Raw genomic sequence first — 13,505 nt, forward strand, 5'->3', positions numbered from 1 at the left:
CATGACCGCTGGGAATTCGCCCTGTCCTGTGCCGCCCGTTTAGGCGGCGGTCTTTTTCTTCAGGCCTGCCGCATAACGCATGATTTCCTGCTCGGAGATCTCATCGCCTTCGAGCATCCCGACCATGCGCCCTTCGCGCATCACCGCGATCCGCGTGCACAGTCCGATGACCTCGGGCATTTCCGAGGAGACCACGATGATCGAATGGCCGTCGCGCGCCAATGCCGAAATGAAATGATAGATCTGCTGCTTCGTGCCGACATCGATGCCGCGCGTCGGCTCGTCGATGATAATGATCTGCGGCTCGGTCTCCATGACCTTCGCCAGAAGCAGCTTCTGCTGATTGCCGCCGGACATGCGGCCGGCAACGATGTTTCCGTCACGAACCCGGATATCGAAACGGCGGCGCGCACGCGTCAAAGCATTCGCTTCACTGGAAGCGCTTAGATAACCAAACTTGCCGTGCCGATCGAGCGACTGGAGGGTCAGGTTGACGGCCATGCCCGAGTTCAGAAGCAGGCCCTTGGACTTCCGGTCCTTGGTCATATAGGCAAGCCCGGCGTCGATGGCCGCATGCACATCATTTGGCGGGACAATCTGACCGTTGGCAACGACCTCGCCGGCGGCGCGCGAGCGCAGACCGACGATCGCTTCCATCAGCTCAGTCCGGCCCGAGCCGATCATGCCGGAAAAGCCCAATATCTCGCCCTTGCGCAGCTCGAAGCTCGCATCGCGGACGTAACCGGTCGAAAGGGAGCTGACACTGAGTACCACCTTCTCGTCAACATCAGGCTCGTGCTTGGCCGGATAGAGGCTGGAAAGTTCGCGCCCGACCATCAGCTGGGCGATCGATTCGCCATCGAGCAGCGAGGTCGGCGAGGTCTTCACCCATTGGCCGTCGCGCAGCACCGTAACGCGATCCGTCAGCTCCATCACCTCATCGAGCTTGTGGGAGACGAAGACGAAACTCGTTCCCTGGTCGCGCAGCTTGCGCACTTGCCTGAACAGGAAATTAGTCTCCTCGCGCGACAGGACGGCGGTCGGCTCGTCCATGAAGACGATCCGCGCATCGCGGCTGATCGCCTTGGCAATTTCCACCATCTGCTTGTCGGCAATCGAAAGCGTGCTGATCACGGCATTCTCATCGACATGCGAACCAAGGAGGTCGAGCACGCGCCGCGTCTCCGCGCGCATATGCTTGCGGTCGAGCACGCCGAAACGCGTGACTTCGCGACCGAGAAACAGGCTCTCGGTGACGGTCAGATGTTCCGCAAGGTTGAATTCCTGATGGATGATGACGATGCCGAGCGCTTCGGCAGCGCCGTTCGGCGGCAGCTTTATCGCCTTGCCATCGAGCACAATCTCGCCGGAGGTCGGCTGTTCGAAACCGGAAAGGACCTTGACGAGCGTCGATTTGCCGGCACCGTTTTCGCCCATGAGCGCATGAATTTCGCCAACTCGCAGATCGAAGTTGACGCTGAACAGCACCTGCACGCCGTTGAAGGATTTGGATATCCCTCTCGCAGACAGCACCACCGCACCGTCGACGGCTTCCGAATTCATTGAATCCTCCCTGCGGTCCCACCCGCTTTCCAATGATGTAAACCTTTACATACATCGTGTAAAGGTTTACATCATTGGATATCGTACAAAATTTCGCGGTTACCTTTGACCTCCACGTAAGTCTGTGTAGTCTCCAGCCCCGAGACGAGACCCCAAGGCAGAGCGCAGTGTCGAATTCCACGCCCGCAACTATCGAAGACGTCGCCCGAATTGCCAATGTTTCGATCGCAACGGTCTCCAGAGCAATCCATATGCCGGAGAAAGTCGCCAATTCGACGCGGCTGAAGGTCAATCAGGCCATTGCCGTCACCGGCTATACGACCAATGCCATGGCACGCAGCTTGAGGCTCGGCCGCTCCAATATGATCCTGGTCGTCGCACCGGATATCGGCGATCCCAATTTCTCCAATATCCTGATCGGCCTGGAGAATGAGGCACGTTCGCACGGCTATGGCGTTCTCATCGGCCACACTCAGAACGATGCGCAGCGCGGGCTCGAATATCTGAAATTTCTGAATTCGAACCAGGCAGCGGGACTGATCCTCTTCACCGGCATCCTGCCCTTCGGTCATCAGACGATGACGGCACGACTGCCGCCAAGCGTCGGCGTCTTCGAACCGGTCTTCAATGGCGGCATTCCCTATGTCGGCGTCGACGACATCGCCGGCGCGCGCAAGGCCGTCGACCTGCTGATTGCCGAGGGCCACCGCAAGATCGCTTTCATCGGCGATTCCCGCACGCGCCTTGCCTATAGCCGGCGGCGCATGGGCTATGAAGCCGGGCTGGATGCCGCCGGCATCGGCCCCGATCTCCGCATGGTGCTCGAAGGCGACGGCACCATCGAGAGCGGGCGGCTCGCCGTCGAGCAACTTTTCATGCGCGACAGGCTGCCGACAGCCTTCATGTGCGTCAACGATCAGACCGCGATCGGCGTGATGATCGGCCTGAAGACGCGCGGCTACGATATCCCCGAAGATTTCTCGGTGACCGGCTTCGACGACGTGCCGCAAGCCGTCTTCATGACGCCGTCGCTGACGACGATCCGGCAGCCGCGTACCGCCATCGGCAAGCATGCGATGGCGCTGCTGCTCGAGCTGCTTTCGGACGGTCAGCCCGCCGAGACGGAGATCCTGCTGAGGCCGGATCTCGTGGTGCGAAATTCGGTCTCGGCTCCGGCACGCATCCGGCGATAGGCGGGCGCAACGATGCCGCTCGGCAGAATCACCCTCTATGTCCGCGATGTCGAGGCGACGATCAGCTTTTACGAGAAGCATTTTGGGTTCAAGCCACTCCGTCTGGAGGGCGACCGGATTGTTGAACTGCTCGCGCAGGATGGCGGTGCCAATCTGATGATCCATCCAGCGGGCAAGGCGCAGAAAATGGGCCAGGTGCTGGTAAAGCTGATCTTCGACGTCGAGCATGTCGAAGCTTTCCGCGCCAAGTGTGCTGAAGAGGGACTGGAGTTCGGACCCTTGCATCAGGCCGATGGCTATGTCTTCGCCAATGCCAAGGACCCTTCGGGAAACCCCATAGCCATTTCCAGCCGCGCATTCCGGCGATAATCCGGGAGGCGATGAAACCGCCTCCCGAATGCCATCGATCAAACGTAACGATTGACGATATTTTCGAGCAGTTCCTGCTTGCCGGACTTCGGCTGCGGGTTGACGTCTTTCGTTTCAACCCACTGGGCGATCTGATCGAGCGAATATTCGCCGCGCAGCAGCTTCTGGCCCTCGGCCGAATCCCAGCCGGCATAGCGGTCGGCGAGCGGCTTGGAGAGTGCCTTGTCTTCGATCATCTTGGCAGCTGCCTTCAGGCCGCGAGCGCAGCAATCCATGCCGCCGATGTGACCGATGAGCAGATCTTCCGGATCGAGCGACTGGCGGCGCAGCTTGGCGTCGAAGTTCGTGCCGCCCGTCTTGAAGCCGCCGCCTGCCAGAACCTGGTAGTAGGCCAGCGTCATTTCCGGAACATTGTTCGGGAACTGGTCGGTATCCCAGCCAGACTGGTAGTCGTTGCGGTTCATGTCGATCGAGCCGAAGATGCCGAGCGCATTGGCAAGCGCCAGCTCATGCTCGAAGGAATGGCCGGCGAGGATCGCATGGCCCTGCTCGATGTTGACCTTCACTTCGTTTTCCAGGCCGTACTTCTTCAGGAAGCCGTAGACGGTCGCGACGTCATAATCATACTGGTGCTTGGTCGGCTCCTGCGGCTTCGGCTCGATCAGGATCGTGCCCTTGAAGCCGATCTTGTGCTTGTACTCGACGACGAGATTGAGGAACCGGCCCATCTGGTCCAATTCGCGCTTCAGGTCGGTATTGAGCAGCGTCTCATAGCCCTCGCGGCCGCCCCAGAGGACGTAGTTTTCGCCGCCGAGCTTGTGGGTGGCATCCATGCAGGTCTTCACGGTCGCAGCCGAGAAGGCAAAGACGTCCGGATCCGGATTGGTCGCAGCGCCCGACATGAAGCGGCGGTTGGAGAAGAGGTTTGCCGTCCCCCAGAGCAGCTTCACGCCGGTATCGGCCTGCTTCTGGGCGAAGTAATCCACGATCTCGTTGAGGTTCTTGGTGTTCTCGGCGAAGTTCTTGCCTTCCGGACGCACGTCGGCATCGTGGAAGCAATAATAGGGCGTGCCGAGCAGGGTGAAGAATTCGAAGGCGACGTCGGCCTTAAGCTTGGCGGCTTCCATGGTTTCATGGAACCAGGGGCGAAGGAAGGTCTGGCCACCGAAGGGGTCGCCGCCCGGCCAGGTGAAGGTGTGCCAATAGGCGACGGCAAAGCGCAGATGGTCTTCCATGCGCTTGCCGAGAACGACTTCATCCTTGTTGTAGTGACGGAAGGCCAGCGGATTGGTGCTGTCGGGGCCTTCGTATTTTACCTTGCTGATATCGCCGAAAAATCCGGTGCTCATATCTCATCTCCTTGGGTTTGCTGTTTAAATGTTGTTGTTCGTGCCGTGCAGCTTAGCCCCTCACCCTAGCCCTCTCCCCGCCTGCGGGGAGAGGGGACGACCTTCGACCCCCTCCCAAATCAGAGATGAGAGGGACGGTGATGGTGCGTCTGTCCCCTTCTCCCCGTCAAAACGGGGAGAAGGTGCCCGACAGGGCGGATGAGGGGCCATGCGCCATGTTATTTCAATGCGCCGACAGCGGCTTGATTGCCGGATAAACGGCCCGATAGCGCTTGTAGGCATCCGCATAGGCATCCGTCAGCGACGCCACAGGATCGATCGTGCCGGCCGTCTGCGGCGGGGTGCAGACAGCGACGGGATCGGCACCGGTGGCAGCGATCAGGCCGAGACGAGCGGCACCAAAGGCCGCCCCGAAATCACCGTCCGCCGGCAGGTCGACAGGCACGCCCAACGCGGTGGCGATCGAGGCCAGCCAATAGCGGGAACGCGAGCCGCCGCCGATGGCGGTCACGCGCGCAATGTCGGTGCCGGCAGAGCGCAGCGCTTCCAGATTGTCGCGAATGGCGAAGGATACGCCCTCAAGCACGGCTTGCGTCAGCACCGCGCGGCCGCTTTCATGGCCGAGGCCGATAAAGGCGCCGCGGATCGTTGCATCGTTGTGGGGCGTGCGCTCGCCCGAGAGATAGGGAAGGAAGGTGACGCTTGTCGGCGCTTTCAGCGTCTCGCCCAACTCGCCAGTGAGGTCTGCAGCGGATTTGCCGGTGACACCAGAATGCCAGTTCAGCGCATCGGTCGCCGACAGGATGACGCCCATCTGGTGCCAGGTGTTCGGCAGCGCGTGGCAAAAAGCATGGACTGCGCTTTCCGGCTTCGGCAGGTAGGAGCCGTTGGCGGCAAAGAGCACGCCTGACGTTCCGAGCGAAACGAAAGCGGCGCCATGGCTCACCGTGCCCATGCCGCAGGCCGAGGCCGCATTGTCCCCTGCCCCGCCGGCAACGACGACGTCGCCGGCAATGCCCCATTTCGAGGCCAGTTCGCCGCGCAGCTTGCCGGCAACTTCAGTGCCTTCGACTAGCGTCGGCATCTGCTTCTCATCGAGATTGGTCGCTGCCAGCAGCTCGGAAGACCATTTGCGCTTGCCGGTATCGATCCAGGAGGTGCCGGCGGAATCCGACATTTCCGACATGTGCTCACCGGTCAGCCAAAGACGCAGATAGTCCTTCGGCAACAGCACCCAGCGCACTCTAGCGAAAATCTCCGGCTCATGCTTGGCGACCCAAGCGAGTTTCGGGGCGGTAAATCCGGGGAAGACGATATTGCCGGTCAACGCCCGGAAACGCGGATCGGCATCGAGCGCAGCAGCCTCCTGGTAGCTGCGGGTATCGTTCCAGAGAATGCAGGGGCGCAGCACCTTGTCATCGGCGTCAAGCAGCGTCGCACCGTGCATCTGGCCGGAAAGGCCGATGCCGCGCACCGCCGCCAGTTCCTTCGGATGTGCTGCCTTCAGACCGGCAACTGCCTCTTCCGTCGCGCGGATCCAGTGGGCCGGGTCCTGCTCGGACCAGCCGGGATGCGGGCGCGATACGTCAAGCCCGCCATTGGCGGAACCGATGATCCTCTGGTTGCCGTCGATCAGCATCGCTTTGACGCCGGACGTTCCAAGATCGAGACCCAAATACATCAGATGGTACTCCCTATGCTCTGCCGCGTTTAAATGTCAGGGCAGATTGTCCTTCAAGAAAATGTCGAGACGTATGCGCTCCTGATCGGCGATAACAGCCTGACCGTCGGCAGTCGCCTTCATGACGCGGACGGCGCTGCGCACCTCGTGGCCCGCATCCTGATTGAGAACGGCATCAATCGTGCCATCCACCAGCGCCACGCGCGTATGCTGCGTCAGTTCATGCACGACTACTGTCAGCTCGCGCTCGGGCCGAACGGCTTTCAAGGCTGCAATCAGACCTCTATTGCCGGCGCCGAGGCTATAGATGCCGATAATGTCCTTGTTTTCGGACAGCGCCTTGGAGACAAGCGACTTCGTCCGCTCGGGATCGTCGCGCCCTTCCAGTACGGGCAGCAGCCGCAGCTTGGGAAACTCCGCCGCCATCACGGCAGAGAACCCCTGCAAGCGCTCGCGATGGTCGCGCACCAGCATGGAGCCGGCGAGAACGGTGAGATCGCCTTCACGACCGCCGAGGAACCGCCCGAGCAGCCGGGCAGCGGTGCGGCCGGCGGCGATATTGTCGATGCCGGCATAGTGATGACGGGTGGAATCGGTAAGATCGGAAACCAGCGTGACGACGGGGATGCGCTCGGACACCAGCCGGTCGACCGCGGCCCGCACCTCAGGCGCATCGGTCGCCACCAGTGCTACGCCGGCAATATCCTGCCCCTGCAATGCGTCGAGCGCTGCAACAAGCGCCGGCACATCGAAAGCCGGTACTTCGACGATGCGGATATCCGTGCGCTCTATGCTCGCGCGCAAGGTCGCGTGATGCACCTCGGAACGTAGCCCATGCATGAAGGAATTGTCGCCCGTCGGCACGATGAAAACGAGGGGATAGACGCGGCCCTTGGCCAGATTGGCGGCAGCGACATCGCGGATATAGCCGATCTGGCGGATGGCCTCCTCCACCTTCTCGCGCGTGACCAGCCGCACGCCCGGCCGCTGGTTCAGCACACGGTCAACGGTGGCGAGGCTGACGCCTGCGGCAGCAGCGATGTCATGCACGGTCGGTCTCATCGGCTCCTCCTGCATAAACCCTTACTGCGATTTCTGATGTACGTAAATCAGAAATTTTCACACACTCGATTTTCTGCTCGTGATCGGAACAAAAAAAGGCCCCTCACGAGGAGGGGCCATGCCTTGGGAGCATTCTTTAAAAGCATTTCCAGGAAAAGTGCGCAGCGGTTTTCCGTCCGGAATGCGTAAGAAAACAAGAGGATAGAGAAATTTCGCATTTCAAAGAAAAGCGGAAGCGCTCTAAACGCTGGATCAGTGGCCTCCACCTCCGCCGCCCGGCACGCCAGGCTTGCTGAGCATGAGAACGCCGAGGATCATCGCCAGGAACAGCACGGTCAGCATCAGGAAAATATCCCCGAAGGACATGACGACCGCCTGCCGCGTCGCCATGCCGACCATCCGCTTCAAGGCGACCTGTTGGCCATCCAGTCCGGAGGCGTTGAAGTTCGCGGCCATATTGTTCAGTTGGGTAACGGCCGCATGGCTGCCCCAATGAATATGGTCGCGCAGATTGAAATAGTGCTGATCCTGCCGGTTCGTCAGCAGTGTATTGATGATCGCGAGACCGACGGCGCCACCGAGGTTACGCGTCAGGTTGAACAGGCCGGACGCGCCGCGCATGCGGGCGGGCGGCATGGTTCCGAGCGCGATGTTGTTGATCGGCACCATGCAGAGCATCAGGCCGAAGCCGCGCAATATCTGCGGGATCAGCAGCTCCCAGAAATCCCAATCCACCGTCAGATGCATCATGATGTAGGTACCGGCCGAGAAGCTGGTGAAACCGATGATCATCAGGATGCGCAGATCCACCCTGCTCGCCAGGAAGCCGGCAAGCGGCGCCGTAAAGAACATAGCCAAGCCGGACACGAACATCGTCTCGCCGATCTGCAGCGAATCGTAGCCACGAATGCGCGCGAGAAAGAGCGGATAGATATAAGTCAGGCCGTAAAGGCCTATGCCCATGACAAAGGAGAACATCGACCCGAAGGCGAAGTTCTTGTTGGTGAAGGCTCTGAGATCCACGACGGGGAATTCGACCGTAAACGCCCGGTAGAAGAAGATGACCGCGGCGATGGCGGAAGCAATAGCGCCGACAACGATATAGTTGTCGTTGAACCAGTCGTTCGTATTGCCTTCCTCGAGCACATATTCCAGCGCGCCGAGGAAAACGCCCATCGAAAACAGGCCCCACCAGTCGAACTTCTTCATCAGCGACAGTTCGGGCTTGTCGAAATCGATGAAATTCCAGGTGACGATGGCAACGACGATGCCAGGCGGGATGTTGACCAGGAACAGCCAGTGCCATGAGAAGGCATTGGAAAGATACCCACCAACGGTCGGCCCGATTGTCGGCGCAAGCGTGGCGATCAGGCCGATGATCGGCGAGACGACGTTGCGCTTGGACGGCGGAAAGATCGTGAACGCAGCCGCAAAGACCGAGGGGATCATGCCGCCGCCGATGAAGCCCTGCAGGGCGCGGTAGATGATCATCTGATCGATGTTGGTGGCGGTCGCGGCAAGCGCGCTCGCTGCGGTAAAGCCGGCGGCCGAAATCGCGAACAGGTAGCGCGTGGAAATGATGCGTGCCAGCGTTCCCGAAAGCGGGATCATGATGACTTCGGCGATCAGATAGGCCGTCTGAACCCAGCCGATTTCATCCGAGCCGGCGCTGAGGCCGGCCTGGATTTCGCTGAGCGATGCCGAAACGATCTGAATGTCGAGGATCGACATGAACATGCCTAGCACCATCGCCAGAAAGGCGATGAGCTTTTTCGTGTCGATATGATCCGCCGCCGGCGCGGCGGGCCCGGCCACACGTGGGGGGGATCCGGCTGTAGTGCTGGCGGACGACATCGTGCGTCTCTCCCGAGCTTGATCGCTTACTTGTCCGGTGCCGTGCGGGTATCGACGTCGACGACGACGCTGAGGCCTGCGCGCAGACGGCCGGTATTGAGCGCATCCTGCGGCAATGCGATGCGGACAGGCACGCGCTGGATGATCTTGGTGAAGTTACCCGTCGCGTTTTCCGGCGGCAGCAGCGAGAAGACCGAGCCCGAAGCCGGCGAGATCGATTCGACGGTGCCGACGATCGGATGATCGCTATAGGCATCGACATGAACATTGACCTTGGAACCGGGAACCAGATGCTGGATCTGCGTTTCCTTGAAGTTCGCGTCGATATAGAGCTGCCGGGTCGGCACGATCGCCATTAGCTTCTGTCCGGGAGAGACAAGGTCGCCTTCCTGGACCGAGCGGTTGCCGACGATCCCGTCATAAGGCGCTTTCAACACGGTGAAGGACAGGTCGCGGGCAGCCTTGTCACGAGCGGCCGCGAGGCCCTTGATCGTGCTTTCGGCCTGACGACGCTGCGCCTGCAGCAGGTTGATGTTGGCTTGTGCCGAAGCAATCGCGGCATCACCGCCGACCAGGTTGGCCTTGGCTTGGTCGAGCGCGATGTTGGCGCTATCCAAGGCGGCCGTGGTGCCGACCGACTTGGCTTGCAGTTCAGCAGCGCGCGTCTGGGTGATCTGGGCACCACGAACAGTGGCGTCCAGGGCAACCTTCTGGGCCTGCGACTGGGCAAGAGCGGCCTGGCCGGCGGCGATCTGTGCATCGATAGTATGGAGTGAAAGCTGTTCGGTGTCGTACGAAGCCTGTGCCTGCTCCAGCGCCAGCTTGTAGTCACCGTCATCGAGCGTGGCGAGCACGTCGCCGGCTTTGACCTTCTGGTTGGCCACGACGCTCACCTTGGCGACATAGCCCGTGACCTTCGGCGAGATCGTTGCGATGTCACCGCCGATATAGGCATCGTCGGTGGATACCATGAAGCGGCCGTTCGTCCACCATTCATAACCATACCAGCCGCCTGCTGCGAGAGCAGCGGCGATGATGATCGGGAAAGCCAGGCTGCGCCGCTTCTTTTCCGGCAGCGGTGGGGCCGCGGGGGCCGGAGATGCGGGCGCAGCCTGGGCGGGGGTCGGGTTGCCGCGCGTTTCGGCGACAGGAGCATCGGCGGATACGCCTGCTCCCCGAGCTTCCGCTTCGGCATCAGCGGGCTCATTCACGATGCGCGCTACATTGTTTCCATGACTTGACGACATTGCCCTACCACCGAAAATCTGGGTAAAATAATCGAACCGAACGGTTCAGTTCAATTGACATAGAGCCTTTTTCACTCCATATCAAGAGATATCGAACCGCGTGGTTCGATTTATTTGGCGAATCTGATTAAGATTCAGAAAAAATGGTCGAGTGAAGGAGACGATGAAACACGAATCGCAAAATGCCGCTGTGTTGAACGCACCTGTCCCAGGCTCCGGCGGACGCTGGGCTGCCGGCGAAGATCCGGCCAAACGTCATCAAATTCTCGAGGGCGCCAAGCGTGTCTTTATGAAAATGGGCTTCGATGCGGCGAGTATGAACGACGTCACCCGTGAAGCCGGCGTTTCCAAGGGCACTCTATACGTCTATTTCGCCAACAAGGAAGATCTGTTCGCCGCCATCGTAAATAGCGAACGTGCGCATTTCGTCGAAATCGTGCGTGCCGCTCTTGTCGATGACGCCGATATTTCGACCAGCCTTCTCGAATTCGGCAAGGTTTTCGCAACGCACGTGACATCCGATAAGACCATCAGCGCCATGCGGACGGTCGTTGGCGTGCGCGAACGCATGCCAACGCTCTGTCAACGCTTCTTCACCGGCCCAGACAATCTGCGCACCGTCTTGCGCGGCTTTCTGGAGCGCAAGGCCGAGGCTGGCAGCGTGGAGATACAGGACTTCGACCTGGCTGCGCGCCAATTCCTTGAGATGGCCAGTGGCGGTTATTTCAAGTTGCGGCTGTTCGGCGACATGGACGCTCCTCCTTCGGCAGACGAAATCGATTATGTCGTGCGCGGCGCTGTGCGCGTCTTCCTCGCGGCTTACGGCACCGATCGCCGGGGTCGGGATTGACGCTTCTGCGATTGCCGGCGAGCGGAGGCCCCCAACTCCGCAATGGTGATCAAGCATCGCCGCGACTGCGCGCATATGACTGGTCCGGCAACCAGGGGAGTTTAGTATGAGCGCGATCGGAAGAGCGATATGGTTCATCGAAAGCCATTTCACGTCCGATATCTCGCTGGACGAGATCGCCGAGACGGCTGGTCTGTCGCGCTATCATCTGTCGCGCGTCTTCGGAATGACGACAGGCCATTCGATCAGCGGCTATATCAGGAGCCGTCGCCTGAGCGGCGCGGCCCTCGCACTGGTCGACAGTTCCTCCACCATTCTCCAGGTTGCCCTCGATGCCGGCTATGGCTCGCACGAGGCTTTCACCCGTGCCTTTCGCGAGCAGTTCGGCATGACGCCGGAAAGCCTGCGTAAACAGGGGCACGTTCGCAACCTCGCTCTACAGGAGCCGATCAGAATGGACGACACCCGCCTTCCCAAACTCGACGCCCCGCGCTTCGAAAGCCATCCGGCAATGCTGCTTGCCGGCCTTGCGGAAACCTACGCCCACGAGGCCACGCAGGCGATCCCCTCGCTCTGGCAGAAATTCAACCAGCATTTCGGCCATATTCCCAGCCAGAAGGGCAATGTCGCCTACGGCATCTGCACCCAGGTGGAAGAAGGCAGCGAAAGCTTTCGTTACATGTCGGCCGCCGAAATCTCCGGCACAGACGACCTGCCCGAAGGCTTCGTCACCACGAAACTGCCGCCGCAGCGCTATGCGATCTTCACCCATCGCGGCCATATCTCCGGCATCTCAGCGACAGTGCACCAGATCTTCGGCGAGTGGCTTCCGCAATCAGGTCATCAGGCGGCCGGTGTACCGGACATGATAGAACGCTACGATGATCGGTTCGATCCGCACACCGGCATGGGCGTGACTGAAATCTGGATCCCGCTGAAAGCCTAATCAGTGCCCGCCGCCACGAAAATGGCGGCGGTGCTTGTACCGGAGACGGCACTCCTTACATTACGGCCATTCTTAAAGGCCGGGGCTGGGGGTCAGCATCGGCAAAGCCGATAGAAAGCTGACAGCGGGGAAATCATCCATGAATATTGTGGTGCTGATGCAGGATCCGAGCGCGTGGGTCGCGCTCGTCACGCTCGTGGTCATGGAGGTGGTGCTTGGCATCGACAACCTCATCTTCATCTCAATCCTGACCAACAAGCTGCCCGCCGAACACCGGGACAGAGCCCGCAAGATCGGCATCGGCCTTGCCCTTGTCATGCGCCTCGCCCTGCTCGGCACCGTCGCCTGGATCGTCCAGCTGACGACCCCCGTCTTCGAGATCCTCGGCCAGGGCTTTTCCTGGAAGGACATGATCCTCATCGGCGGCGGCCTCTTCCTTATGTGGAAGGCGACGAAGGAGATCCATCACAACGTCGATCCGCAGGAACAAGGCGAGGATTTCATCGCCAAGTCGACGACCTCGACCTTTGCCGCAGCCATCGGCCAGATCCTGCTGCTCGATCTGGTCTTCTCGATCGACAGCATCATCACCGCCGTCGGCATGACGCCGCATCTGCCGATCATGTTCATCGCCGTGATCGCTGCAGTCACCGTCATGCTGGTGGCCGCCAACCCGCTCGCCAACTTCATCGAGAAGAACCCGAGCATCGTCATGCTGGCGCTGGCCTTCCTGCTGATGATCGGCACGACGCTGATCGCCGAAGGCATGGGCGTGCATGTGCCCAAGGGCTATATCTACGCCGCCATGGCCTTCTCCGCCCTCGTCGAGGTGCTCAACATGCTGGCCAGAAACCGCCGGAAAAAGGCATCCGGCGGCCATTGAGCGAGAAAGCCGCACCCCGAAACCGGTGCGGCTTTAATCTTGCCCGATCAGTCCTGAACGTGGATGTCGACATATTCGCCGACATCGCCGCGTCCGTAAATATCGACCTTGACCCAGACATTGCCGCGAACGATGAGGTTCCCGGCGTCATCGGCGATGTTGCCGTTTGCCAGCATCTCTTCGAGCTTCGCCCGGTTTGACGGCAGCGAAAAGAAGCTGTCCCCCTGGTCACCACGGTCGCGGCGGCGATAGGCATGATAGTTCGCGCGGTCCTGTCGTATGATCTGCCAGGGCGCCGTCAGTCGCTCGCCCTTGGAATTGTAGAGGTCGTCGCTGCCGATATAAGCGCGGTAGGATTCGATCAGCTTCGCCGAGCCGTCGCGTGTAATGGTCGATTGAGCCGCAGCTACATCGAACATGGCGGCTGTCAACAAAAGGCTCAAAATCAATTTCTTCATTGCTTCCTCGCGGTGACTGATTGAAGACTTCATTCCGCCACTGCCGCACA

At 60.4% G+C, this 13,505-nt stretch carries 12 protein-coding genes; 5 read left to right on the top strand and 7 right to left on the bottom strand.

Features of this window, described 5'->3' with window-relative positions; translation table 11 throughout:
* Positions 1 to 39 precede the first annotated feature (39 nt).
* Positions 40 to 1,563, bottom strand: coding sequence for a sugar ABC transporter ATP-binding protein (locus tag GA0061102_RS15660; RefSeq protein WP_092850323.1), 1,524 nt, complete (start codon positions 1,561 to 1,563; stop codon positions 40 to 42).
* Between the two features lie 167 nt (positions 1,564 to 1,730).
* Between GA0061102_RS15660 and GA0061102_RS15665 the strand changes: the two genes are divergently transcribed.
* Both GA0061102_RS15665 and GA0061102_RS15670 read left to right on the top strand, forming a co-directional pair.
* Positions 1,731 to 2,756: a LacI family DNA-binding transcriptional regulator gene (locus GA0061102_RS15665; RefSeq protein ID WP_092850332.1), complete on the top strand. Its 1,026-nt coding sequence runs from the start codon at positions 1,731 to 1,733 to the stop codon at positions 2,754 to 2,756.
* A 12-nt stretch (positions 2,757 to 2,768) separates the two neighbouring features.
* Entirely contained in the window at positions 2,769 to 3,125 is a 357-nt protein-coding gene (locus tag GA0061102_RS15670; protein ID WP_092850339.1) for a VOC family protein, read from the top strand.
* 38 nt (positions 3,126 to 3,163) lie between these two features.
* On the opposite strand, the gene xylA is transcribed toward GA0061102_RS15670, so the two are convergent.
* From xylA to GA0061102_RS15695, 5 genes are all read right to left on the bottom strand, one after another.
* Entirely contained in the window at positions 3,164 to 4,474 is a 1,311-nt protein-coding gene (xylA, locus tag GA0061102_RS15675) for a xylose isomerase (protein ID WP_092850348.1), read from the bottom strand.
* Between the two features lie 223 nt (positions 4,475 to 4,697).
* Positions 4,698 to 6,155 carry a xylulokinase gene (xylB, locus tag GA0061102_RS15680; RefSeq protein ID WP_092850355.1) on the bottom strand — a complete coding sequence of 486 codons (1,458 nt, stop codon included), beginning with the start codon at positions 6,153 to 6,155 and terminating at the stop codon, positions 4,698 to 4,700.
* A 36-nt stretch (positions 6,156 to 6,191) separates the two neighbouring features.
* Positions 6,192 to 7,217 carry a LacI family DNA-binding transcriptional regulator gene (locus tag GA0061102_RS15685; RefSeq protein WP_092850362.1) on the bottom strand — a complete coding sequence of 342 codons (1,026 nt, stop codon included), beginning with the start codon at positions 7,215 to 7,217 and terminating at the stop codon, positions 6,192 to 6,194.
* Positions 7,218 to 7,469: 252 nt separating this feature from the next.
* Entirely contained in the window at positions 7,470 to 9,071 is a 1,602-nt protein-coding gene (locus GA0061102_RS15690) for a DHA2 family efflux MFS transporter permease subunit (protein ID WP_092850369.1), read from the bottom strand.
* Between the two features lie 26 nt (positions 9,072 to 9,097).
* On the bottom strand, positions 9,098 to 10,318 hold the full coding sequence (locus GA0061102_RS15695) for an HlyD family secretion protein (protein WP_092850376.1): 1,221 nt from the start codon (positions 10,316 to 10,318) through the stop codon (positions 9,098 to 9,100).
* Between the two features lie 163 nt (positions 10,319 to 10,481).
* Here GA0061102_RS15695 and GA0061102_RS15700 point away from each other — a divergent pair, with 163 nt between their 5' ends.
* The 3 genes from GA0061102_RS15700 (at position 10,482) to GA0061102_RS15710 (ending at position 12,997) form a co-directional block, all read left to right on the top strand.
* Positions 10,482 to 11,168, top strand: a complete 687-nt coding sequence (locus GA0061102_RS15700) for a TetR/AcrR family transcriptional regulator (protein WP_092850379.1) — start codon at positions 10,482 to 10,484, stop codon at positions 11,166 to 11,168.
* A gap of 106 nt (positions 11,169 to 11,274) precedes the next feature.
* Positions 11,275 to 12,114 carry a GyrI-like domain-containing protein gene (locus GA0061102_RS15705; RefSeq protein WP_092850381.1) on the top strand — a complete coding sequence of 280 codons (840 nt, stop codon included), beginning with the start codon at positions 11,275 to 11,277 and terminating at the stop codon, positions 12,112 to 12,114.
* Between the two features lie 139 nt (positions 12,115 to 12,253).
* Positions 12,254 to 12,997 carry a TerC family protein gene (locus GA0061102_RS15710; protein ID WP_092850384.1) on the top strand — a complete coding sequence of 248 codons (744 nt, stop codon included), beginning with the start codon at positions 12,254 to 12,256 and terminating at the stop codon, positions 12,995 to 12,997.
* 47 nt (positions 12,998 to 13,044) lie between these two features.
* Here GA0061102_RS15710 and GA0061102_RS15715 read toward each other — a convergent pair whose 3' ends face one another.
* On the bottom strand, positions 13,045 to 13,455 hold the full coding sequence (locus GA0061102_RS15715; RefSeq protein ID WP_092850387.1) for a hypothetical protein: 411 nt from the start codon (positions 13,453 to 13,455) through the stop codon (positions 13,045 to 13,047).
* Between the last annotated feature and the right edge of the window lie 50 nt (positions 13,456 to 13,505).

Origin of the sequence: Martinezella miluonensis (assembly GCF_900094545.1) — a bacterium.
Lineage (GTDB): Bacteria > Pseudomonadota > Alphaproteobacteria > Rhizobiales > Rhizobiaceae > Rhizobium > Rhizobium miluonense.

Coding starts and splice junctions, on each gene's coding strand:
- GA0061102_RS15705 (WP_092850381.1), top strand. CDS start 11,275: ATGAGCGCGATCGGAAGAGCGATATGGTTCATCGAAAGCCATTTCACG.
- GA0061102_RS15690 (WP_092850369.1), bottom strand. CDS start 9,071: ATGTCGTCCGCCAGCACTACAGCCGGATCCCCCCCACGTGTGGCCGGG.
- GA0061102_RS15660 (WP_092850323.1), bottom strand. CDS start 1,563: ATGAATTCGGAAGCCGTCGACGGTGCGGTGGTGCTGTCTGCGAGAGGG.
- GA0061102_RS15685 (WP_092850362.1), bottom strand. CDS start 7,217: ATGAGACCGACCGTGCATGACATCGCTGCTGCCGCAGGCGTCAGCCTC.
- GA0061102_RS15695 (WP_092850376.1), bottom strand. CDS start 10,318: ATGTCGTCAAGTCATGGAAACAATGTAGCGCGCATCGTGAATGAGCCC.
- GA0061102_RS15715 (WP_092850387.1), bottom strand. CDS start 13,455: ATGAAGAAATTGATTTTGAGCCTTTTGTTGACAGCCGCCATGTTCGAT.
- GA0061102_RS15700 (WP_092850379.1), top strand. CDS start 10,482: ATGAAACACGAATCGCAAAATGCCGCTGTGTTGAACGCACCTGTCCCA.
- xylA (WP_092850348.1), bottom strand. CDS start 4,474: ATGAGCACCGGATTTTTCGGCGATATCAGCAAGGTAAAATACGAAGGC.
- xylB (WP_092850355.1), bottom strand. CDS start 6,155: ATGTATTTGGGTCTCGATCTTGGAACGTCCGGCGTCAAAGCGATGCTG.
- GA0061102_RS15710 (WP_092850384.1), top strand. CDS start 12,254: ATGAATATTGTGGTGCTGATGCAGGATCCGAGCGCGTGGGTCGCGCTC.
- GA0061102_RS15670 (WP_092850339.1), top strand. CDS start 2,769: ATGCCGCTCGGCAGAATCACCCTCTATGTCCGCGATGTCGAGGCGACG.